Source organism: Mycobacterium sp. pUA109, assembly GCF_041287095.1.
Lineage (GTDB): Bacteria > Actinomycetota > Actinomycetes > Mycobacteriales > Mycobacteriaceae > Mycobacterium.
Window position 1 is genome coordinate 62,800 of record NZ_JBGGKS010000008.1, and the last position, 22,754, is coordinate 85,553.

The window sequence follows — 22,754 nt, forward strand, 5'->3', positions numbered from 1 at the left end:
GATCGGCTATGCCCGAATGGTTTCTGTTCCTACCGCAGGTGCGGCTGCCGGTCGCCGACCTGGTCACCCGCGCCCAGCGCGCCGAGGCCAGCGGATTCGACGGCGTCGCGTTCATCGACCACCTGGAAGCCCCGGGTCAGCCAGCGGAAAACATCTGGGAGGCAATGGGTATCGCCAGCTGGGTGGCCGCCAAGACCGACCGGCTGGCGATCGGCCACCTGGTGCTGTGCGACGCGTTCCGGCATCCGGCGGTACTGGCCAAACAGGCCGTCACCTTGTCCGCGGCCTCCGGGGGCCGCTTCGAACTCGGCCTGGGGGCCGGCTCCTGGCCGGCGGAGTTCACCAGATTCGAGGTGGGCCAGCAGGATCCGGTGGCCCGGGTGGAGCAGCTCGAACGGCACCTGGAGTTGATCGCCGAGTATTGGGGACGCGGCGGCGAGCCCGACGCCGCGCAGGCGCCGCTGCCGGAGCACCCGATCCCGCTGGTGCTGGGCGGCACCGGTCCGAAGATGATGGCGCTGGTGCGCCGCCACGCCCAGTGGTGGAATCTGCCCTGCAACCACCTCGACAAGCTGCCGCGGCTGGGGCCGGCGGCCGCGCCCGCCCGGGTGTCGGTGCAGCAGATGGTGGGATTCGTCGGCGCCGGCGCCGATCCGGTGTCGGTGCGTGAGGTCAGTGTGCGCCGCTTCGGTCACCTGGGGTCGGGCCTGGTGTGCGGGAATGCCAGCGAGTTGGTCGAGTACTTTTCCGGGCTGGTCGACGCCGGCGTTGAGCGGTTCTACGTGTGGTTCGCCGATTTCGCCCCGCCGGCCACGCTGGCCGAATTCGGCGAATCGGTGATCACGGCCGTTGCCGGCGCCGGCGGGCTTCCGTCGGCACCGTCGGCGGCCGGGCGAACGGGCCGCGCCGCACCGCGTTGAGCCGGATCTCCGGCAGATCCACCGACGGGTCGACGGTGTCCAGCCAGGCCACCGCCTCGGCGACGTCGGCCGCCTGGATTGCGTACATCTCGAACGGAACGTCCTGCAGCATCTCGGTTTCCACCGGGCCCGGGGTCACCAGGTGGACGCCGATCCCGTCCCGGTCCACCTCCAACGCCAGCGCCCGGGCGAACGCGTTCATCCCGGCCTTGGCCGCCGAATAGGCGGTGCGGGCCGGCATCGGCTCATGGGCGGCCGACGAGGAGATGAACACCAGCCGCGACCCGGGCGCCATCTTGGGCAGCACCGCGGCGGTCACCACGAAGCAGGAGTCCAAATTGGCCGCCATGATCGTGCGCCACTGGTCGAATGTCTGCTTGCGGGCATAGGTTCCGCCCAGCACCCCGGCCGCGTGCACCACCAGATCGAGGTGCGGCAGCGGGCTGAGCGCCGCGGTGAATCCGTCGGGATCGGACACGTCGGCGATGAGGTGACGGGCCCCGATTTCCTGCGCGGCCGCGCGCAGCGGGGCGTCCCGGCGGGCCACCAACACCACGTCGTAGCCACCCTCCACCAGCGTGCGCCCGCAGGCCTTGCCGATCCCGCCGCTGCCGCCGGTGACCAGTGCGGTTTTCACGGCGGGCGACTATCGCCTCGACAGCGCCTGCGGCGACAACGCATAGATCCGTTGATCGGTCCGCTCGGACAACACATAGGTCTGGGCGTCGGCGACGTGGCGGGCGGCCATCTTGCGGGCGCGCTCCACGTCACCGGCCTCGATCGTCTCGGTCAGCTTGACGTGGGTGTTGAGCGCGGCGCGCCGTTTGGCCAGCGACGGGTAGGTGCCGCGGGCCGCGCTCTCCTCGGCCCACTGCTGCTCGTGGCTGCTCCACAGCGTCTCCAGGGCGCCGACCACCGCGATGATGGTGTCGTTGCCGCAGCCGCGGACCACCAGATCGTGGAACTGGCGCCCGATTTCGGTGAACCGGCGACCGTCGTCGAGGTGAGTGGCCATGGCGTCGTTGATCTGCTTGAGTTCGGGAACCAGGGTGTCGGCACGGTCGGGCCGCTGGGCGGCCAGCGCCGCACAGGCCGGTTCGAGTTCCAGCAGCGCCGAGCCCAGATCGGCCAGGCCCACGTGCTGGCTCTGCAACAGCAGCCCGAGCATGTAGGCGGCGCTGGTTTTCGCCGGCGCGTGCACGACGGCGCCGCCCTGGTTACCGCGGCGCACCGAGATCAGGCCCTCGGTTTCCAGGATGCGCAGCGCTTCGCGCAGCGAGACCAGGCTGACGTTGAACTGCTCGACCAGCACCTCTTGGCGGGGCAGCAGATCGCCGTCGGCGAGTTCGCCGTCGATGATCTGGCGGCGTAACTCCTCGGCGACGATCTCGGCGATTCGCGGCGCCGAGAGCCGACGTCGGGCCTTGGGGCCACTTCCCAGCGCAGTCACTTTGCTATTTTAGCAGTGATGACATAATTGACCGATGCACGTGAGCGGCGGGCCGACACCGCTGGACGGGCTCCGTGTCATCGAGATCAGCGACCGGATCGCCGGCAGCTATTGCGGCAAGCTGCTGGTCGACGCCGGTGCCCAGGTGCGTAAAATCGAACCGCCGCAAGGAGATCCGCTGCGGCGCTACACCGCCAGCGGTGCACGGCTGGCCACCGACTCGCCGCTGTTCAGCTATCTGAACGCCGGCAAACGCAGCATCGTGGCGGCACCGGGCCGGCTGCGCGCCGAACTGGCCGGCGCCGACGTCGTCGTGCTCACCGCCACCCGCTCCCAGGGTTTGAAACTCGGGATCGACCCGCAGCGGCTGCTGGACGTCGCGCCGCGGACCGTCGTCGTCACCATCTCGGATTTCGGCTGGACCGGGCCGTACGCCGAGCGGGCCGCCAGCGAATTCACCCTGCAGGCCTGGTCGGGGTTGACCGGTTTCCGCGGCGATCCGGCCGGGCCACCGATCGCCATCGGCGGCGATCTGGGGGAGTACATGGGCGGGGTGTGCGCCGCATTCGGCGTGCTGGCGGTGCGTCGCCGGGTCGAACACGGCGGTGCCGGTGAGCACCTGGATCTGTCGATGCTCGAGGCGATCACCGCGATGCAGAGCAGCGAATGGCTGCACAGCCAACTGTTGCGGGTGCCGCCGATCACCCGCACCGTGGAGGTGCCGTCGATCGAGCCGGCCCGCGACGGCTACGTCGGCATCACCATGGTCACCGGTCAACAGTGGCTGGACTTCGCCGCGATGGTCGACTGCCCCGAGTTAACCGACGACCCGCAGCTGAGCTTCCAGCTCGGCCGCTGGGAACACCGCGACCGGATCCGCGCGCTGATCGGCGACTGGCTGGCGCAGCGCAGCGTGGACGAGATCGTCGAACTCGGCGCGCTGTTCCGGGTGCCGATCGCGCCGGTGGGCACCGGCGCGACGATCCCAGACATGCCGTATGCGACCGAGCGGGGCGTGTTCGTGCGAAACCCGGCCGGGTTTGACCAGCCCCGCCCGCCGTGGTTGATGTCGCGCTGCCGGCCCGCGCCGCTGCGCTCCGCGCCGGCATTGGGTTCGGCGGATGACGAAACACCCTGGCAGCAACGCGAATCCGGGCCGGCGCCCTCGGTCTCCGGCTTGCCGCTGGACGGGGTTCGGGTTATCGACCTGACCGCGTTCTGGGCCGGGCCGGCCGCCACCCACCTGCTGGCCGCGTTCGGCGCCGACGTGATCAAGGTGGAATCCATCCAGCGGCCCGACGGCATCCGTTACTCCGGCGGGATGCGCACCGACGTCGAGGACTGGTGGGAGTACGGCTGGGTGTTTCACGCGATGAACACCAACAAACGCTCGGTGACCCTGGATTTGGGCTCCGAGGACGGCCGTCGGCTGCTGCTGCGGCTGGTGGCCGACGCCGACGTGCTGATCGAGAACTTCTCACCGCGGGTGATGGACCATTTCGGGCTCACCGCCGAGGCCCTGCTGGCGGCCAACCCGGCGCTGGTGATCGCCCGGATGCCGGCGTTCGGGCTGGACGGCCCGTGGCGCGACCGGGTGGGATTCGCGCCCACCATGGAGCAGATCGCCGGTCTGGCCTGGGTGACCGGGCTGCCCGACGGCCCACCCGTCGCCCCGCGCGGCGCGTGCGATCCGCTGGCCGGGGTGCACGCCGCGTTCGCGGTTGTTGCGGCGCTGCACTTCGCCGAGCGCACCGGGGCCGGCCAGCTCGTCGAATTGCCGATGCTCGAAGCGGTGTTGAACGCCACCGCGATTCAGCCGATCGAATGGCAGGTGTTCGGGGTGACCCTGACCCGGCGCGGCAACCGTGGGCACGGCGTCATGCTGCAGAACCTGTACCGGTGCGCCGGCGACGACGACTGGATCGCGGTCACCGTCGCCACCGACGCGCAGTGGCGGGCGCTGGTCGCGCTGATGGGCCGACCGGAGTGCAGCGCCGAGGATGCCGACGCCCGGCTGGCTCAATGGTTCGCCGGTCAGCGACTGGGCGACGCGGTGCAGCGGCTCGCCGACGCCGGCATTCCCGCCGCACCGGTGGTGTCCCCGTCGCTGGTGACCGACAACGTTCAGCTGCGTGCACGCGGCTTTTTTGAGGAGTTGCAGCATCCGCGCACCGGCGCCGGACTGTATCCGCGTCCGCCGTTCGCTCATCTGAGCGGGCAGGATCGCTGGCTGCGGCGGCCGCCGCCGACCCTGGGAGAACACAACGCCGAGGTGCTGGCCGCGCTGGGCGGGGTGAGCGGGGCAGAACTCACCCGGCTGGCCTCAGCAGGAGTGATCGGGACCCGCCCCAACGGGCTGTGACGGCGTGCGGGCACGGTTGGCGGTGTCGATGGCGTCGACGACGGGCATCGCCGCCGATGATTGACGTGCAATTCTTAAAATAGTAAAAATAGGCGCAGTGGGAACGGAGAATGCGTGACGCAGACGGTTTCGGACTCGGATCCCTCGGAACGTGAGTTCGGTCCGAGCGGCATCGGATTGTCTGCCTACCGGTTCCCGACCGGATGGTTCATCGTCGGATTCGCCTCGGACCTCGATGTCGCCGAAGTCAAGCGGGTGCACTACTTCGGCGAGGAACTGGTGCTGTTTCGCACCATCTCCGGGCAGGTGCATGCGCTCGACGCCTACTGCCAACATCTGGGCGCCAACATGGGGGTCGGCGGCACCGTGGACGGCGAGCACATCGTCTGCCCGTGGCACGGCTGGCATTGGCGTGGCGACGGCGGCAACGCGCTGATCCCGTACAGCAAAATCGGCTGCAAACCCCACGTGCACATCCGCAGCTATCCGGTCCTGGAGTGGTACGGGTTCATCCTGGTCTGGCATGAGCGGCACGGTCGGGCACCGTATTGGCAGCCGCCGGTGCTGCCGGAACTGGAGACCGGCGAGTACTACCCGTTGCATCCGCACACCCGGATGGTGAACCGGGTCAAGGTGCACGCCCAGATGATCATCGAGAACGCCGCCGACCCGTATCACGTGCAATACGTGCACAAGGCCGCCAACCCCGCGCACACCGCGTCGTTCGAGGTGTCCGGCTATCACCTGCACGCCACCGTTAACGCCAATTTCGGCGGCGGCCGGGCGCAAACCTGGCTGACCCCGCACGGCCCGGTCGACGCCAAGATCATCTACGACAACTACTCGCTGGGCCTGGGGTTGGTGCGCTTCCCCAGCGATCTGGTGGCCACCCTGCAGGTGACCGGGCAGACCCCGGTCGACGAGGACTACACCGATTACTTCTACACCCAGGCCTCGGTGCGCGAGCCCGGCGACACCGGTGACGCCCCGACCGGGCGCGCCGCCCGATTCCTGGCGCTGCAGCAAGAAGTCATCAAACAGGACTTCTTCACCTGGGAGAACATGAAGTACCTGGAGAAGCCGAACCTGGCGCCCGAAGAGGCGCGCGACTATGCGGCGCTGCGCCGTTGGGCGCACCGCTTCTACCCGGGAGAGCAGCCCACCGCCGACGACTTCGGCTACACCCCCGACGGGCAGCCCGATCCGGTGGCCGCAGGCGCCTGATGCCCGGCCCCGCTGCGTTCGGCGTGGAGGACTTCACCGTGCCGGCGGTGCTGGACCGTCGCGCCGAGCAGTTCGGGGATCGGGCGATGATGGTGATCGCCGGCGAGACGGTGACGTTCGAGCAGATGCGGGAACGGTCCTGCGCGGCGGCGAATGCGTTGCTGGACTTGGGCATCGGCCGCGGCGACTGCGTGGCGTTGTTCACCGCCACCCGCCCGGAATGGATCTACTTCTGGCTGGGGGCGGCGCGGATCGGCGCCGTGAGCGCGGCGGTGAACGCCGCCTATCGGGGCGAATTCTTGCGGCATGCGTTGGCGCTGTCGCAGGCCAAGGCGGTGATCGCCGACGCCGAGCGGTTGCCGCGCGTCGCGGAGATCCGCGACCGGTTGCCGGCGCTGACCGATGTGGTGAGCGCGTTGCCGGACCGCGGGAGCGCGCGGCCGGTGACGGGCGATGCGGCCGCGGCCGGTGAGGTGGGGGTGCTGTTTTTCACCTCGGGCACCACCGGGGCATCCAAAGCCGTTGCCACCAGCTGGCATTACCTGTTCTCGGCGGCGGCCTCCGTGGCATCGGCGTGGGGGTTCGGCGGCGGTGAGACGGTGTGGACGGCGATGCCGCTGTTTCATCTCAGCGCCGCGCCCACCGTGTTGGCGCCGATGCTGGTCGGCGGCACCACGGTGCTGGCCGAGGCCTTCCACCCCACCGAGGTCTGGGATGAGATCCGCGCTTGCGGCGCCGTGGGTTTCGCCGGCGCCGGCGCCATGGTGTCGATGCTGCTGAACCTGGGTGGCGGTGATCGGGAGTTGCCGTTGCGGTTCATCTCCGCCGCGCCGATTGCCGCTGCCGACTACCGGATGATCGAGCAGCGGTACGGCTGCCGCATTGTCACCATGTACGGGCTGACCGAAGCGTTCCCCATCACCGTCTGCGGCGTCGGCGACGACGGGGTGCCGGGGGCGTCGGGCCGACCCACCGGCAACTTCGAGGTGCGCATCCTCGACGCTGGCGGCGACCCGCTGCCCGTCGGGCAAGTCGGCGAGATCGCCTGCCGCCCTCGGCATCCACACGTGATGAGCGAGGGCTACCTGGGGCAGGACGGGCGCGTCGTCGCGCACCCGGAATGGTTTCGCACCGGAGACCTGGGCGTGCTGGACGCGGCGGGAAACCTGACCTACGTGGATCGGCTCACCGATTCGCTGCGTCGGCGCGGGGAGAACATTTCCTCGATCGAGGTGGAGACCGCGGTGCTGACCCATCCCGCGGTGGCCGAGGCCGCGGTGGTCGGGGTGCCCAGCGAGTTGGGAGAGGACGACATCTTGCTGGTCGCGCGTGCCTCGGCCGGCCTGGATTGCGCTGAACTGCTGGACTTCTGCGCCGAGCGGATGCCGTATTTCTGCGTGCCGCGCTACGTCGACATCGTCGACGAGATCCCGAAGACCGTCATCGGCCGGGTGCGCAAAGACCTGCTGCGGGCCCGTGGTGTCGGCCCGGACACCTGGGATCGTGAACGCCACGGATACCGCCTGAACCGCTAAGAGGGAGATACGCCCGATGACCCTGACCTACCAGCAGCAGCATCTGCTCGACGCGGCGACGGGGCGCGACGCCATCTTGAATCTCACCGCCCGGCACAATCGGTACTACTCCGACGGCGACCGCAACGGTTGGATCGCGACCTTCCGGCACACCGGCGCCCGCTTCACCCAAGACACCGAAGTCTTCACCGACCTGCATGCGGCGTTCGACGGCGGTGGCGGACAACGGCTGATTACCGTCGACCACGACATCACCGTCGACGGGATCAACGCCACCCAGCGGTGTGTGGCGATCTTGTACGCCTTGGATAACCGGGGCATAAGTACGTTGCGGGCCACCGGCACCTACCGCGACACGCTCATCTACGAGCGGGGTGGGTGGTACTTCACCACCCGTGAGTTGCACTGGGACGCGGCGCCGATTTGATGGAGCTGGCGTTCGGCAGCTACGACGACGCGCTGTGCATGGTCGGTGTTGCGGCTGAGCCGCGTACCGCGGGCACGGTGGTCAGCGCGGCACGCATCCAAATGTTCGCGGCGCTGGTTCGCGATGCCAACCCCGCGTACTGGGATGCCGAGTTCGGTGGGTCGGGCGGTCTGCTGGCGCCGCCGGCGCTGTTGATGGGCTGGCTGATACCGCCGCCGTGGCAGCCGGGCGCGGGGGAGCGCCCGGTGTCGATTGCGCTGCGGGTGCCGCTGCCGGGCACGACGTTCATCAACGCCGCCAACGACGCCGAATTTCTGCTGCCCATCGTCGAGGGGGACCGGCTGACCGTCGTCGAAGAGGTGCTGTCGGTGTCGCCGGAGAAGCGGACCCGGCTGGGGGTCGGCCATTTCGTCGAGACGCTGGACACCTTTAGCCGCCAGGACGGTGCGGTGGTGGCCCGCAACCGAAACACGTTGTTCCGCTACACGCCGGAGTCTTCGTGATGGTGGACTGGGAACGGCTGAGCGTCCCGGTGGACCTGCCTCCGGTGCTCGACGAGATCGACTACTCGCGGGTGGTGCTCAATGCGGCCGCCACGTGGGATTACTTTCCCGGCCACTACGACCCCGGCTACGCCCAAAGCCAGGGCCATCCGACGATTTTCGTCAACACCATGCACCTGGCCGGATTCGCCGACCGGATCGCGACCGACTGGGCCGGCCCGGGCAGCCGGGTGGTGCGCCGCAAGATGCGGCTGGTCGGCTCCATCTACGCCGGGGACACCATGGTGGGCCGGGGTCGGGCGGTGGACAAGCGCTGCGATGTGAGCGTCGACCCGCCACGGTATCTGGTGGATCTGCAGATCGAGGTGACCAATCAGCGCGGCGAGCTGTGTTGCCCGGTGGAATTGACCGTGCAGGTACCGGGATGACCGGGACCCGAACTGGGAATGCCCAGTCGACTAGGAGCGCGCTAGCCGGATAGCGAAGATGGCCCACGACGTCGAAGGGGCCGTGGCACTTTCAGCAGATGTCCAGCAGCCCGGCAGTGTGATGCCAGTTGGACTTGCGAGGCTAATCCTCACGTTAGGAGACGCACGTGGCTATTATTTCCCCGTTCGGTGCCGTGGGTCGCGACGGTGCGATGACCGGTGCGCAGGTGGCCTCGGTGAAGGCTGCCCACAGGACTATTGTCCGTGATGCGGTTGCGGCATGGGACATTTGGAATGGCCTGGGATCGGCAGCAATGCCGGGCGGTTTGCATGAGAGACGTACACATAGCCGCGGGGGAGCGCTCGGAGCATCTTGCCGAGCGCACTGTTCCGCAGGCGATTTCGGTCGGTTGAAAGGGGGATTCGATGCCACTCGGTAATGTATTGGTAGCGCTAATCATGCTGGCGGTAGTCTTGGCCGGCTCGGTTTTTGTCGCCAACCTCTCCCGCCGGATCAATCAGCCCGCGGTCGTCGGCGTAATTTTTTTTCGGCCTTGTGCTGGGTGTCGTCCTGGCCGTCAGTCCTCATTCCGTAAATTCTGCCCTGCTTTCACCGACTTCAAAATCTCTCATCGAGGCGGTGGGCCAAGTGGGCCTCCTGCTGCTGATGTTCTTGGTAGGAGTTGAGCTGCGGAGCTACGGCAAATCGGGCCCGCGGTCACCGCACTGGCAATTGGTGCCCGCCGTGGCGATCCCGATCGTCGTTTGCGCAGCTGCAGCCTTCCCCTTTGCACACCGACTGGTTGGGCCGGGCCGCAATCCGCTCGATGCATGGTTGTTCGTTGGTGTGGCGCTGAGTGTCACCGCCGTGCCTGTTCTGGTGCTCCTCGTCCAAGACCTCAAGGTCCCGCCGCCCATCCCGGGGGTAGCGCTGCGAATAGCCGTTGCCACCGATGCCACGGCATGGGCATTGGTGACCGCGTTGATCGCGCTGACCACCGACTTGCGCTCGGTCTCGATCACCGCCCTTTGCGTGGGCGCCGCGCTACTGATGGCAGTGATGTTCGTGCTGCCGCGAATTGTGCGGCGGTGGCTCCGAGACTCCCAGCAGAGCGCTTCCGTTGTGGTAGCGGTATTGGCCTACGTGCTGGTCGGTGGGTCGGCAACGCAGGCGTTAGGCGTCCACCCAGCCATCGGTGCCGTGATCGCCGGCCTATTCTTCCCCGCGGGGGTGTTCAACGAGGCATCACAGCGGACCTTAGCCACGGTCGCCGACGTACTTATTCCGGCGTTCTTCGTCTCGAGCGCGCTGTCTGTGCCGCTGCACGTACTGGACGATGTGTTTCGATGGAGCGGTCTGCTGTGCCTGCTAACCCTGACCATCGCTGCTTTTGGTTCGAAGATCGCGGTCGGTCTGGTGTCCGGCCGGATGCAACGTTGGCCGCTTGCGACCTCGGCTGAACTCGGCATCTTGCTGAACTGCCGCGGCGTCACCGAACTTGCCATTGCGACGGTGGGACTGCAATCCCGTTTGGTCGGTCCCTATGCGTTTGCGATGCTGTGTGTGCTTGCCATCGTGACCACTGCGGTGACCGCGCCGCTCTACCGCGCGATCAACAACCGTGCGCGGGTTCGGAATTCACCCGCGCCGATCCCGGAAATGTCGCGTGTCTGAAGTCGCTTCCCGGATTCGACCAGCACCATTGCAGCCCAGTGGGTGTGCGCAGTCTGGGCTGAGCACCCGGTCGTGGCGATCGCGGATAAGACCTGGCGTTGTCGTACTGGTCGCCGCGGTGTGCGCCATGGTCACGTCGATCGTGCTATACCACGATGGCGCCGCCTCGCAACGTGTTGCCACGCATGGGGCGCCCACCGGCAGCGGGACAACTGTGACGCTGAATGTGGTGACCATTCAGAACACCTACAGCGAGCTCGTCGGCGACCTCATCGTCAGGCCCGGGCCCGAGCTGCTGGATTCTGCGACCGATGCTCTCAAGCAGGACCTCACCGTGGCAGTCACCTCCACCACGACGCCGGTCAAGCGCACCTGGTCCAAGGGCATGTTGCCCGGTGTTTTCCCTGTCCCGCTTACCCTGGCCCGAAACGTCGAACGCTGGCCGTTCGACAGCTACTACACCGGGCCGCTCACGGTCACCGTGTTCACCGGTGCGGCGCAAACGCCGGAACGTGCGGATATCAGTTTCGTCGATCAGCTGACCGGCTGGAAAATTCGCGTGGATCGCGTCAACGACGCTAACCCGTTCTCGCCCTATGTGGTCGAATTGCAGCGCTCGGCGAGCACGATGGTATTCGCGATCGTCATCCTGTGCATCTTCGTGGCGATCGGGGCGCTTGGGTTGTTTGTGGCGATCAAGACACTGCGCGACCCACGGAGGTATCAGGCGCCGTTGACAACCTGGTACGCGGCGATGTTGTTCGCGGTGGTACCGCTGCGAAACGCGCTTCCTGGCTCGCCGGCGTTCGGAAGCTGGATCGATCTCACGATCGTTTTGTGGGTACTGGTGGCGTTGGTGGTCTCGATGCTGCTCTATATCGCGGCGTGGTGGCGATCGCCCCCCGAGACTAATTGAACGGTAGTAAAGGTTTTCAGCAATGGATTACGGGTCGCTTCCACCGGAGGTGAATTCTGGTCGGATGTACGCGGGCCCAGGGTCGGGTTCTCTGTTGGCCGCCGCGCAGGCATGGGACGAGTTGGCCACCGAACTGTCGTCGGTGGCTAACTCGGTTGGATCGGTAATCGCGGGATTGGCCGCCGGGCCGTGGCAGGGTCCGGCAGCGGCCTCGATGGTGGCCGCGGTCGCCCCCCATGTGGCGTGGATGAGCAGCACCGCCGCGCAGGCTGAGCAGACCGCCAGTCAAGCCAAAGCGGCCGCGGCTGCCTACGATGTGGCGTTTGCCGCAACGGCGCCCCCGCCGGTCATCGCGGCCAACCGCAGCCTGCTGGCGACCCTGGTGGCCACCAACCTTTTCGGACAAAACACTCCCGCGATCTCGGCCACCGAGACCCATTACGCCGAAATGTGGGCCCAAGATGCCGCAGCGATGTATGAGTATGCGGGGTCGTCGGCGGCGGCAACCACCCTGGCCCCGTTCAACTCGCCTCGGCAGATCACCGACGGGCCAGCTAATCAAACGGCCAACCAAGCGTCACAGACATCGACCGGTACTGCGCAAAGCACGGTTTCGCAGATATCCCAGGCGTTTTCCCAGGTGCCGGACAAACTCAGCAGCCTCGCGTCCTCCAGCGGAACTAGTCCAACGCTGCTGCCGTCCGACCTGATGGGCTTCGGGGCGGACCTGGTCGCCTATTTCGAGGACGCCCCGTTTTCTCCGTTGAGCGTGGCATCGTTCCCCCTCGATGCGATCGGCGCTGTGACCGGTGTCCACACCGACGACATTGTCAGTGGCTGGGCGGAGGCCGCGCTCGCTCCGGAGGCGGCCGTCATACCGGAGGCAGCGGCGCTGGCCGGCACACCGTTTCCGGCCGCCACCGCGGTGCCCACGGTGCTATCGGCCGGTCTGGGACAGGCGAACACCATCGGTGCCCTGTCGGTGCCGCCGGCCTGGACCGCGGTCAGCCCGGCGATACGTCCGGTGGCGGTAGCGCTACCCGCCGGCGCCGGCTCGGTCGCCGCAAACACGCTAGAAGCCGGCTCGGCAACCACGTTCGCCGAGATGGGCCTCGCGGGTATGGCTGGTCGCGCCGTGGCCGGCACCCTCGCTGGCCCGATACGACGTGGTCACGACACGGTCCACAGCCAACCCGCAGCGGGCGCCACAACCACGGAAAGCCGCCGTTCGCCCGCGGACAAATTTGCGGCCCGCGCCGAGGACCGCACGGTACCGTCACGAGCATCGTCGGGCGGCTCGGTGACGGAATTCGCCGCCGACCTGCGGGAACTCGCCAAGCTCCGCGATGAAGGACTGCTCACGGACACCGAATTCCGCGAACAAAAGCAACGCCTACTGGGTCGCTGACCAACTACGCCAACGCGCGCGTTGCCTGGACCGGCGCTAGAAGGGCGGCGGTTCGTTGCGCTCGGCGATGTGGGCGGCGTTGAGCGCGCGCTCGGCTCTGATCTGCCGGTTGCGGTTTTGGGCGCGGGTGCGTTTTCGCAGTGGCATCGCGAGTCCGCGGCAGTATCCGTTATCCGGCTGCGCCGTTGGGGGAGTGGGCAATTCGCCGGTCGGTACGCACAGCCTCGGGAACAGGAGGCGGCTGCCCGGATAGGTGGTGTAGATTTGGCCACTGGGCGAGGTCCACTCGACGGTGCCATCAGGGAACTGCCGGTCGCGCCAACCGGCCCAAAATGTTTTGAGCAGGTGGTGTTTTCGGCACAGTGCCTTCAGGTTGGATGGATGGGTCAGGCCACCGGCGTCATAGGGAATCGTGTGGTCGATGTCGCAGAACTCCGCCGGCCGGGCACAACCGGGGAACCGGCAGGTCAGATCCCGGCAGCGGATGAAGTCGGCCAGTGCGGTCGACGGCCGATAGCCCGGTTCGGGTTCGGGCGGGTTGTCCGGATCGGGCAGGCGCAGCGGCCGGACCCTGGCGCCCGCGCGGAGCATCTCAGCCAACAGCGGTGCGGGCATGAGCATCTCGCCCAGAATCAGTGCCGGCGGTGGCTTGACGGCCGGAGGGTCGGGCTCGGGCTCGGGGGCTAACGCCTCGGCCAACGTCATATCCGGGGTGATGGGGCGCGACGCGGGTGGCTCGCCGCTGTTGTGCGGATCCACCGGGGTCTCCATCGCCGCCTCCTCGGCGAGGACGTGCACGAGCACACCGCTGGCCGAGGAAGAAGCCTCGCTGGCCATCGGGCAGTCGGCATCGCCGCAGCCGCACACCAGCCGGTCCCCGCCGGCCGCCAGTACGCCCATCGCATCGGCACGGCGTTGGGCGATGGTGCGTGGGTCGTCGTCGCAGACCTCGTGGGCCATCTGCATCAGCCGCCGTTCCAGCACGGCCGCGTCATGGGCGTACAGCCGCCCCCATACCGGAGTGACACCGCCTTCGGTGTTGGGGGTGTCGATCACCATCTCGCGGCTACGCGCGGAAGCGCGGGTGTGGCGCAGCGCGCCGGGATCGTATTCATCGATGATTGCATCGATGGCCTGGGCGGTTTTGGTCGCCGACAGCGGGCCGTAGCGCACCGCGTCGCGGGCCAGGGATTTGTCCACCAACGCCAACGCCTCATCGTCCTTGATCAGCTGAGTGCGCCACGCGATGGTGGAGACCACCTGGTAGCTCAACAGGCCTTCGGCGAACGCCTCGGCAACATGGGGCAGCCGGTCACGCAACGCCGTGGCTAAATACATCTGCCCGGAGGCCTTGCCGTGGCTCAAGTTCAGTGCCGCCGCGACCTCGGCGGCGGTGGCATCCCAGTCGTCGCAGGCCCATTGGGCGTGGGCCGCGCTGTCGGTGCGGCGGTGTACCAATTCAGCGATGGCCGCCAACCGGCGCGCCGAGGCGGCGGCCTCGATCAGGCCCCATCCGGTGATCGAGGCGATGACCATGCTCTCGTGGGCATCGGCCAACTCCTCGAGCTCCGGAAAGATGGTATCGAACATGCCTTCGATTATAGCGAGGAAGTGTGACATATGCCACACGCATGTTCGAAGAAGGGCCGAACTGTCGATCAAATGCCAACTGTGGATAAACGCGGAGTGCGACTGGGCGCTCTGTCCGGGGCTTATCTGGACCCGATCCTGTGATTGCGTAAGCCTAACGCGCGAAACGCAGCCCAAAAATGCGTTGTTGCAACAGATTCAGGCACATCGTCGGCTCACGGTAGCCTAATGCCGATGAGCCGACTGTCCCGGCGGCAGCTGATGCTCGGCGGGGTCACGCTTGCCGGGCTGGCCGCGTGTACCGAGGTGGCGCCACCGATCGAGGACCGGATCGGCGCTCTGGAACGCCGCTGCGATGCGACGATCGGTGTGTTCGCCGTCAACCTGAAGTCCGGCCGCTCGGTGGCCCACCGCGCCAGCGAACCATTCGCGATGTGCTCAACGTTCAAGGTCTACGTCGTCGCCCGCGTTCTGCAGATGGCGCAGAGGGAAGAGCTGAGGCTGGACCACGCCGTGCGCGTCGACCCGGCCGCCATCGTGGCCAACTCGCCGCGGACACAACCGCGGGCCGGCGGCGACATGACGATCGATGAGCTGTGCCGTGCGGCGCTTCAGCTGAGCGACAACACCGCGGCGAACTTGTTGCTCACGATCATCGGTGGGCCACCCGCTGTCACCGCATTCGCCCGCAGCATTGGCGATCAGCAATCCCGACTGGACCGCTGGGAGACCGAGCTGAACGCGGCGGTCCCGGGCGATCCCCGCGACACCAGTACCCCCGAGGCGCTCGGCGGCGGGTATCGCACCCTTCTCAGCGGCGACGCGCTGGCGCCCAAGCAACGCCAGTTGCTCGAGGGTTGGATGCGCGCCAACGAGACGTCGTCGATGCGGGCGGGCCTGACGCCCGGGTGGACAACCGCCGACAAGACCGGCTCAGGGGACTACGGCAGCACCAACGACATTGGCATCGCCTACGGCCCGGAAGGTCAGCGGGTGCTGTTGGCGATGATGACGCGGTCACGATCCGAAGACCCGACCGCGGTGGGTCTGCGACCCCTCATCGGCGAGCTGACCACCCTGGTCCTGCCGACGTTGGCTGACCCGAACTAGCCCGCCGCGCCGAGCGGCGGCATGACCCCCTTGGCCACCACCGCCTGCAACTCGACGTACTCGGCCAGCCCCTCGGCGCCGAACTCGCGGCCGATCCCGGATTGCTTGAAGCCGCCGAACGGGGTGCTGATGTCGAGGTTGTACATGTTGACGCCGTAGGTGCCGGCCCGCACCGCCGAGGCGACCTGAAGGCCGTGCGCGACGTCGTCGGTCCACACCGACCCGGCCAGTCCGTAGTCGCTGTCGTTGGCGATGCGCACCGCGTCGGCCTCGTCGCGGTAGCGCAGCACCGTGAGCACCGGGCCGAAGATCTCTTCGCGGGCGATGCGCATGTCGTTGCGGGCGTCGGCGAACAGGGTGGGCCGCACATACCAACCGCGGTCGGCGGGGGCGTCGTCGCCGCCCACCACGATGCGCGCCCCCTCGTCGGCGCCGGACCGGATATAGCCCTGCACCCGGTGCTGTTGGCGCTGCGCGACCAGCGGCCCGACGTCGGTGGCCTCGTCGGTGGGGTCACCGACCTGCAGGCCCGACATCATGTCCGCGAGCGCGTCGACGACCTCGTCGTGGCGTCGTTCGCTGACCAGGATCCGGGTTTGCGCCACGCAGGCCTGCCCGTTGTTCATCAGCCCGGCGTTCTTCAGGGCGCCGACGGTGCGACCCACATCGGCGTCGTCGAGGATGATGGCCGCCGACTTGCCGCCCAACTCCAGGCTCACCCGTTTGAGTTGCTCTCCGCAGATCGCCGCGATCCGCCGGCCGGCCGCCGACGATCCGGTGAACGCGATCTTGTCCACCCCGGGATGGCGCACCAGGTGTTCGCCGACGTCGCGGCCGCCGGGCAGGATGGACACCACCCCTTCCGGAAGTTCGATCTCCTCCAGCATCTCGGCCAACCACAGTGCGTCCAAAGGGGTTTCGGGCGCGGGCTTGACGACGATGGTGCAGCCGGCGATCAGGGCGGGGATCAGCTTGGGCATGATGACGAACTGCGGGACGTTCCACGGCACGATCGCGCCGACCACCCCGACCGGGGCCCGGCGCAGCTGAACCTCACCGAGTACCCCTTGGCGTCGCTCCAGCCAGGGAAACTCCCGGCCCACCGCCAACCCCAGATGCATCATCGCGGCCGCGCCGTTGGCCTGTCCCTGCCGGGAAAAGCGGCGCGGGGAACCCATCTCGTCGGTGATCAGGTCGGCCATCTCGTCGACGTGCCGGGCGTACACCGTCGCCAGCTGCTCGACCTTCGCCATCCGCTCATCCGGGCTCAGCCGCGGCCACGGACCGTGGTCGAAGGCGTGCCGGGCGGCCGCCACCGCCTTGTCGACGTCCTCAGGCACCGCCTCGGGGACCTCGCCGATTGGCTGTTCGGTGTGCGGCGAGATCACCGCCAGCCGCCGACCGGAAGCCGGGCGCTGCCAGCGGCCCGCGATGAACAGATCGTCATACGAACGATGGTCGAGGCATTGCGTCATCGGGCACCGCCTTGCGCAGGGGGCAGGAAACTTCGCTATTGCCGCTAACATAGCAAAAAAACCGACCGGGAAGGCCGACGTTGACCGACGAACTTGTGGTAACCGCCGACGGCGGCGTGCGGACCGTGACGTTGAACCGTCCGCAGGCCAAAAACGTCATCGACGCCGCCCTGCACCACCAGCTGCTCGACGTGTGGCATGACCTGGACCGCGACCCGGACGCGCGCTGCGTGATCCTCACCGGCGCCGGTCAAACCTTCAGCGGGGGAGGGGACTTCGCGTTCCTCAAGGCGCAGCACCAGTCGCTGGAGCTGCGGTACGCGGTGTCCCACCAGGCCGGCGGCATCCTCAACGCGATGATCAACTTCCGGCTGCCGGTGGTGGCGGCGGTCAACGGTCCCGCGGTCGGGCTGGGTGCCTCGCTGGCGCTGTGCTGTGACCTGGTGCTGATGTCCGAGGACAGCTATCTGTGCGATCCGCACGTCTCGATCGGGCTGACGGCCGGCGACGGCGGGGCGTTGCTGTGGCCGTACATGATGAGCATGATCCGGGCCAAGGAGTACATCTACACCGGCGCGCGTATCCCCGCCGCCGAGGCGGTGCAGCTGGGCCTGGCGAATCGGGTGACCACCGCGGACACGCTGATGACCGAGGCGGGGGCGCTGGCGGCCAAACTCGCCGCGCAACCGGCCCGGGCGCTGCAGACCACTAAACGCGCGTTCTCCAAGCACATCGCCCAGGCCGCGGTGGCCATCGTCGACTACGGGTTGGCCGCCGAAACCGTGGAATTGGGCGCCGAGGAGCACATTGACAAGGTGCGTGAATTCCTCGGCCCGGACAAATACGACGCGATCAGCTGAGGCGCCGCCGCGCCGCCCGCGCCGCCCGCGCCGAAATCGACGTTAGCGAGGGGTGCTCTCGCGTTTTTTCGCGCTAACGTCGATCTCGGCGAGGGGAGCCGCGAGGGGGGTCAGGGCCGCGTCCCAGGAGAGGTGGCGATGCTGCAGACCGGGTTCGTTGCGGCCGAACAGCAGCTGCCCGCGGGCCCCAGACTTCAGGTTGGCCTGCAGCGCCTCGACCAGCCGGTAGTCCTCGTCGCGCACGGTGGCGTGCGCGTAGTCGAAGACGGCCTGCGCGCCGGCGGCGACGGACTCGTCGGAGACATCCAGCGGTGTCGAATTCTGGTGCACGGTGATCGACCGGCCCGGCCCGTCGGCCGGGTAGATCCGGAACAGCTCGCCGTTGGCGATCGTCACCGACAACACGATGTTGGGGAACAGCGCGTAGATCACCACCATGTACTTGAACGGATCCCACTGATCTTCGGGGATGTCCTCGAGTTCCAGAATTCCGTTGAGCGGAAAGACCAACCGGTGATGCGGCCCGAATGCGTCGAACACCGTGCAGTTGCTGCGGGCAATGGTGGCGAACGTCTGCCGATGCACGGTGGCGAAATGATAGTTCTCCGCGAAGGTGTCGACCGCCAGCTTCCAATTGATCGGGGTGTCGAGCACCTTCTCGCCCAGCGGGCACCAGCGCCCGATCCCCCAGGAATCCAGTTCGTCGGCCAGCCCACCCAGGTGGGCGGCGACGTCCAGGCCGGCGGCCGGATCCAGCGCCACCCATAAGAACCCGGCGAACTCCGCGGCCGGCAACTCGGTCAACCCGGCCGATTTCACCGCCACCCCGGGGAAGCCCTCCCGGCCCGGGATCGCCACCAGGCGCCCGGTGTTGTCGTAGGTCCAGGCGTGGTACGGGCAGCTGAACCGCTTGGCGGTGCCGCAGCCGGTCACCACCTGGGACTGCCGGTGCAGGCAGACATTGTCGAACGCGTGCACCGACCCGTCGGCCGTGCGGGTCAACAGGATGGAGCGACCCATCACGGTCTTGGTGCAGTAGGAGCCGGGCGTGGGCAGCTCTGAGGCGTAGCCGACCAGCTGCGGGCTGGCCAGCAGCATCGCCCGGTCGATCTCGTGCCGCCCCGGTGAGGTGTAGTCGTCGGCGTTGACGGTGTGCTCGGCCGGGGCCAGGTCGGTCGTGTTATCCCGCGCCAGCTTCAGCGCGCGCCGGGTCAGGTCGACGAGTTGGTCACGGTCCATCGCTCCAGTACACGCCTTAGACCGGTTGTAAGGTCAAAGCGTGGCTGAACAGCTGCTGATCGGCGACGTCGCCGCCCTGACCGGGATCGGGTCGGGCCGGATCCGCCACTACGAGAAGGTCGGATTGCTGCGGGCGACGCACCTGGCCAACGGCTACCGGGTGTTCGACGTCGAGCAGGTGCTCGACCTGCTGCGCATCGATCTGCTGCGCAGCCTGGGCGTCAGCATCAAAGGTATCCAGCGGGTGCTGAACGGTCCGCCCAGCACGCTGGCCGGCATTCTCGACGAGCACCGCAAACTGCTGCTCGCCGAACGCGACCGGTTGGATCGGTTGGTGGCCGCCATCGACGCCGCCATCGACACTCCCGAGGTCGACATCGACGAGCGGATTCTGCGCCGGTTGGCCACCTCGCATCGGGACAGCATCGGGGTGATCGGGCGGCTCAGCGCACCGTTGTCTCCTCCGGTCGCCGCGATGTACGCCGAGTTGTTCAACGACTGGGAGCTCCCCGTTCCCGCGCTATTCGGGCAGATGGTGTTGCCGCCGGCGGCCAGCACCCTGCTGGAGCAGATGGCGACGACGCCGGGCCGCCAGGTGCTGTTCGACCGGCTGCGCCGGTTGGCCGGGGACGTGGTGGCGCTGGACGAAAAGGACGGTGCCGCGCAGGAACTCGCGCACAGCTGGATCGACCAGCAGCTGGCCGATCCGCTGCCCGACGACGTTGTCGAGGTATTGCGGTGCGTGCAGCCGCAACTGGAACGCGACCCGGTCATCGTCCAGGGATTTCACGCCTGGGCGGCGTCGATCACCCCGGCGGCTGCGGAGTTCATCGACGCGCTGACCGATGAGGTCACCCGGCGCGGGCTGACCGCCGTCAGCGTCATCGTGTTGCCGGCGTCGTCGAAAGTGCCGTGCTGATGACCGCAGATTCCCTGTCGGCGCGGACGCGTGCGCATCGGATGCGCCGGATGTCGGGCCGCGACCCGCACGAACGGCACCGGGTGGCGTCCCCGTTGGAGCTGCTGTTCGACCTGACCTTCGTCATCGCGTTCGGTGTCGCCGCCTCGGAGTTCAGCCACGCGCTGGCCGCCCACCACCTCGGCGCGGGTCTGGCCGGTTTCGCCTTCGCCGCCTTCGCGGTGTGCTGGGCGTGGATCAACTTCAGCTGGTTCGCGTCGGCCTATGACACCGACGACTGGGTGTATCGGTTGAGCACGATGCTGCAGATGGTGGGCGTGCTGCTGCTGGCCCTGGGCATTCCGCCGGTGTTCTCCTCGATCGCCGACGGCCGCCACGTCGACAATCGGGTGTTGGTCGCTGGCTACGTGGTGATGCGAATTGCCATGGTGGGTCAATGGTTACGCGCCGCCCGGCACGATCCGCAGCGGCGGTTGGCATGCCTGACCTACGCGGCCGCCATCACCATCGCCCAGATCGGGTGGGTCGGCGTCATCATCGCCCACACCTCGGTCGCGGTGACGTTCGGTCTGGTCGCGGTGATGGCCGCGATCGAGTTGGCCGGTCCGATGGTCGCGGAAAAGCGGATCGGCGGCACCCCGTGGCATGCGCACCACATGGCCGAACGCTACGGGCTGCTGACCATCATCGCGCTGGGTGAGGGTGTGGTGGGGGCGGTCGCGTCGCTGTCGGCGGTGGTCGCCGAACAGGGCTGGTCGATCACCACCGTGCTGGTCGCGGTGGCCGGAACCGGATTGACGTTCGGCCTGTGGTGGGTCTACTTCGTGGTGCCGTTCGGCGACCTGTTGCACGCCCACCGCGAGCGCTCGTTCTCCTACGGCTACCTGCACATCGTGGTGTTCGGTGCGATCGTGGCCACCGGCGCCGGCCTGCACACCGCCGCCGAATACCTCGACCATCGCTCGCAGTTGAGTTCGGCGGCGACCGTGCTGGCCGTCGCCGTCCCGGTCGGCGCGTACCTGGGCGCGCTGTTCGCGGTGTACCTGGCGGTGGCGCGGACCTGGGACGGTCTGTACGCGCTGCTGGTGTGCCTGGCCGCGGCGGTGTTGGCCGGGGCGGTGTGGCTGGCCGCGGCGGGGGTGCCGATCGGGGTGTGCCTGGTGATCGTCGCGGTCGCACCGACGGCGGTCGTGATCGGCTACGAGCTGGGTGGGCACCGGCGCACCGCGGCCGTGCTGGCCGAGGCTACGACCCCGACACCCAGGTGAACCCGCTGGGCGTGCTTACGCACCGAACGGGCAGGTTGGTGTTCGAGGTGGCGACCGCACCGACCTGGCTGGCGGTGCAGGCCGAGCCGACCGCCGGCCTGTTGCCACTGCCGGTCACCGCGGTGGTGACCGGCGGTGAAACGGAGGTCGTGGTCGGGCGGGTGGACGTCGCCGGCGGGGTGGTTGTCGGTACCCACGTGGTGGTGGTCGGGGGCGGCGTCCACGTCTCCGTCGGCGTCGCGGTCTGCGGCGGCGACGGCTCCGTGGCGGTCTCCGCTGGCACCACCGTCGACACCACCGGCGGCTCGGGCTCAGGTGGCCCGGGCGGCGCGGTGATGGTCGCGGACGGTACGTCGATATTGGGCGGCGCCGGTTGGCGCTCGCGGGGCAACCCGAGCGCCAGCAGCACCAGGAACCCGACCGCGAAGATGGCCAAGATGGCGCTGATGAGGCCGGCGGTTTTGCCCACCGGTCGAAGCGGCGGGGCGGGCGCCCGAGCAGCGGGGGCGGGTGCCACGGGTGGTCGGTCGGTGTGCACGCCCGGCGCAACCAGGGCGACGGGTGCCGAGGCGGTGGCGCCGGCCGGGGCCCCGCAGGCGGAGTGGGTGCAGCGCCGCAGTTCGTCGGCGAAGTCTTGGCAGCGCCCGAACCGATCAATCCGGCGTTTGGCCAGCGCTCGGATGAACGGTTCGTCGCAGCCGGCCAGGTCCGGCCGGATATCGCCGAGCGGCGGCGGCGGCGCATGCAGGTGTTTGGTGATCACCACGGCGGGGTTCTTGTCGGCGAACGGCGGCGACCCGGTCAACAGGTGAAACGCGGTGGCGGCCAACGCGTATTGGTCTGCGCGCCCGTCGATGGGGCCGTCCACCAGCTGCTCGGGGGCAATATAGCTGACGGTGCCCACCGTCATGTTGGTCTCGGTCAATCCGCTGACGTCGTCGAGGCGCCGCGCCACCCCGAAATCGGTCAACAGGATTCGCCGCTGCGGCCCCGGCGACGAGTGGCTGATCAAGATGTTGGCGGGTTTGACGTCGCGGTGCAGCAACCCCTGGTCGTGGGCGTAGTCGAGCGCGTCGGCGATGGCGGTGACGATCTCGACCACCAGGTCGGTGGGCATGCCGGCCGGATATTTCTCGCACAGCAGCTGCGCCGCGTCGGTGCCCTCCACGTAGTCCATCGACAGCCACAGCTGCCCGCCGAACTCGCCGCGGTCGTGCAGGCCGACGACATGCGGATGCCACAACCCGGCGGCCAGTTCGGATTCGCGGTTGAACCGGGCGCGAAACCCCGGGTCGTCCGAAACGTCCCGCGGCAGAATCTTGAGCGCGTCGCGGCGTGGCAGCCGGGGATGTTCAGCCAGGTAAACCTCACCCATCCCACCGCAGCCCAGCAGCCGGATGATCCGGAAACCGCCAGCCGCCTCCGCGCCACTCACCAGTGGCATG

At 68.1% G+C, this 22,754-nt stretch carries 20 protein-coding genes; 14 read left to right on the top strand and 6 right to left on the bottom strand.

From position 1 onward, the window contains the following. Nucleotides 1-8 precede the first annotated feature (8 nt). Nucleotides 9-920 carry an LLM class flavin-dependent oxidoreductase gene (locus ACAG26_RS11190; RefSeq protein WP_370482182.1) on the top strand — a complete coding sequence of 304 codons (912 nt, stop codon included), beginning with the start codon at nt 9-11 and terminating at the stop codon, nt 918-920. On the opposite strand, the gene ACAG26_RS11195 is transcribed toward ACAG26_RS11190, so the two are convergent. Beyond that, nucleotides 841-1,557, bottom strand: a complete 717-nt coding sequence (locus ACAG26_RS11195) for an SDR family oxidoreductase (protein ID WP_370482183.1) — start codon at nt 1,555-1,557, stop codon at nt 841-843. The two genes, ACAG26_RS11190 and ACAG26_RS11195, sit on opposite strands and share 80 nt — an antisense overlap. Nucleotides 1,558-1,566: 9 nt before the next feature. Further along, nucleotides 1,567-2,370 carry a FadR/GntR family transcriptional regulator gene (locus ACAG26_RS11200; protein WP_370482185.1) on the bottom strand — a complete coding sequence of 268 codons (804 nt, stop codon included), beginning with the start codon at nt 2,368-2,370 and terminating at the stop codon, nt 1,567-1,569. 34 nt (nt 2,371-2,404) lie between these two features. On the opposite strand from ACAG26_RS11200, the gene ACAG26_RS11205 reads away from it, so the two are divergent. From ACAG26_RS11205 to ACAG26_RS11245, 9 genes are all read left to right on the top strand, one after another. Further along, a complete protein-coding gene (locus tag ACAG26_RS11205; protein WP_370482187.1) occupies nt 2,405-4,732 on the top strand; it encodes a CaiB/BaiF CoA transferase family protein in 2,328 nt (775 codons plus the stop codon). 114 nt (nt 4,733-4,846) lie between these two features. Continuing rightward, a complete protein-coding gene (locus ACAG26_RS11210; protein ID WP_370482189.1) occupies nt 4,847-5,956 on the top strand; it encodes an aromatic ring-hydroxylating dioxygenase subunit alpha in 1,110 nt (369 codons plus the stop codon). Continuing rightward, a complete protein-coding gene (locus ACAG26_RS11215) occupies nt 5,956-7,491 on the top strand; it encodes an AMP-binding protein (RefSeq protein WP_370482191.1) in 1,536 nt (511 codons plus the stop codon). Before ACAG26_RS11210 ends, ACAG26_RS11215 begins: the two co-directional genes overlap by 1 nt. A gap of 16 nt (nt 7,492-7,507) precedes the next feature. Then, a complete protein-coding gene (locus tag ACAG26_RS11220; RefSeq protein ID WP_370482193.1) occupies nt 7,508-7,918 on the top strand; it encodes a nuclear transport factor 2 family protein in 411 nt (136 codons plus the stop codon). Further along, nucleotides 7,918-8,421, top strand: a complete 504-nt coding sequence (locus tag ACAG26_RS11225) for a MaoC family dehydratase (RefSeq protein ID WP_370482195.1) — start codon at nt 7,918-7,920, stop codon at nt 8,419-8,421. The genes ACAG26_RS11220 and ACAG26_RS11225 overlap by 1 nt, the downstream gene beginning before the upstream one ends. Next, nucleotides 8,421-8,849 carry a MaoC/PaaZ C-terminal domain-containing protein gene (locus tag ACAG26_RS11230; protein ID WP_370482197.1) on the top strand — a complete coding sequence of 143 codons (429 nt, stop codon included), beginning with the start codon at nt 8,421-8,423 and terminating at the stop codon, nt 8,847-8,849. The genes ACAG26_RS11225 and ACAG26_RS11230 overlap by 1 nt, the downstream gene beginning before the upstream one ends. A gap of 556 nt (nt 8,850-9,405) precedes the next feature. Further along, complete coding sequence (locus ACAG26_RS11235) at nt 9,406-10,524, top strand: cation:proton antiporter (protein ID WP_370482199.1); 1,119 nt, start codon at nt 9,406-9,408, stop codon at nt 10,522-10,524. A gap of 127 nt (nt 10,525-10,651) precedes the next feature. Beyond that, a complete protein-coding gene (locus tag ACAG26_RS11240) occupies nt 10,652-11,440 on the top strand; it encodes a DUF4436 domain-containing protein (RefSeq protein ID WP_370482201.1) in 789 nt (262 codons plus the stop codon). Nucleotides 11,441-11,462: 22 nt separating this feature from the next. Beyond that, nucleotides 11,463-12,848, top strand: a complete 1,386-nt coding sequence (locus tag ACAG26_RS11245) for a PPE domain-containing protein (RefSeq protein ID WP_370482203.1) — start codon at nt 11,463-11,465, stop codon at nt 12,846-12,848. Between the two features lie 36 nt (nt 12,849-12,884). Here the strand turns inward: ACAG26_RS11245 and ACAG26_RS11250 are convergent, their stop codons facing one another. Continuing rightward, nucleotides 12,885-14,438 (bottom strand): DUF222 domain-containing protein, encoded by a 1,554-nt coding sequence (locus ACAG26_RS11250; RefSeq protein WP_370482205.1) that lies wholly within the window; start codon nt 14,436-14,438, stop codon nt 12,885-12,887. A 234-nt stretch (nt 14,439-14,672) separates the two neighbouring features. Here ACAG26_RS11250 and bla point away from each other — a divergent pair, with 234 nt between their 5' ends. After that, nucleotides 14,673-15,548, top strand: coding sequence for a class A beta-lactamase (gene bla, locus ACAG26_RS11255; RefSeq protein ID WP_370482206.1), 876 nt, complete (start codon nt 14,673-14,675; stop codon nt 15,546-15,548). On the opposite strand, the gene ACAG26_RS11260 is transcribed toward bla, so the two are convergent. Beyond that, entirely contained in the window at nt 15,545-17,023 is a 1,479-nt protein-coding gene (locus tag ACAG26_RS11260) for an aldehyde dehydrogenase (protein ID WP_370482208.1), read from the bottom strand. The genes bla and ACAG26_RS11260 overlap by 4 nt on opposite strands. 80 nt (nt 17,024-17,103) lie before the next feature. On the opposite strand from ACAG26_RS11260, the gene ACAG26_RS11265 reads away from it, so the two are divergent. Next, nucleotides 17,104-17,883 carry an enoyl-CoA hydratase/isomerase family protein gene (locus ACAG26_RS11265; RefSeq protein WP_370482210.1) on the top strand — a complete coding sequence of 260 codons (780 nt, stop codon included), beginning with the start codon at nt 17,104-17,106 and terminating at the stop codon, nt 17,881-17,883. A gap of 42 nt (nt 17,884-17,925) precedes the next feature. Here ACAG26_RS11265 and ACAG26_RS11270 read toward each other — a convergent pair whose 3' ends face one another. Next, a complete protein-coding gene (locus tag ACAG26_RS11270; RefSeq protein WP_370482212.1) occupies nt 17,926-19,122 on the bottom strand; it encodes an aromatic ring-hydroxylating dioxygenase subunit alpha in 1,197 nt (398 codons plus the stop codon). A 40-nt stretch (nt 19,123-19,162) separates the two neighbouring features. On the opposite strand from ACAG26_RS11270, the gene ACAG26_RS11275 reads away from it, so the two are divergent. Together ACAG26_RS11275 and ACAG26_RS11280 are read left to right on the top strand one after the other, a co-directional pair. Further along, nucleotides 19,163-20,041 (top strand): MerR family transcriptional regulator, encoded by an 879-nt coding sequence (locus tag ACAG26_RS11275; RefSeq protein ID WP_370482214.1) that lies wholly within the window; start codon nt 19,163-19,165, stop codon nt 20,039-20,041. Further along, nucleotides 20,041-21,309 carry a low temperature requirement protein A gene (locus ACAG26_RS11280; RefSeq protein WP_370482215.1) on the top strand — a complete coding sequence of 423 codons (1,269 nt, stop codon included), beginning with the start codon at nt 20,041-20,043 and terminating at the stop codon, nt 21,307-21,309. Before ACAG26_RS11275 ends, ACAG26_RS11280 begins: the two co-directional genes overlap by 1 nt. Here ACAG26_RS11280 and ACAG26_RS11285 read toward each other — a convergent pair. After that, nucleotides 21,287-22,753: a serine/threonine-protein kinase gene (locus ACAG26_RS11285; RefSeq protein ID WP_370482217.1), complete on the bottom strand. Its 1,467-nt coding sequence runs from the start codon at nt 22,751-22,753 to the stop codon at nt 21,287-21,289. The two genes, ACAG26_RS11280 and ACAG26_RS11285, sit on opposite strands and share 23 nt — an antisense overlap. Nucleotide 22,754 lies beyond the last annotated feature (1 nt).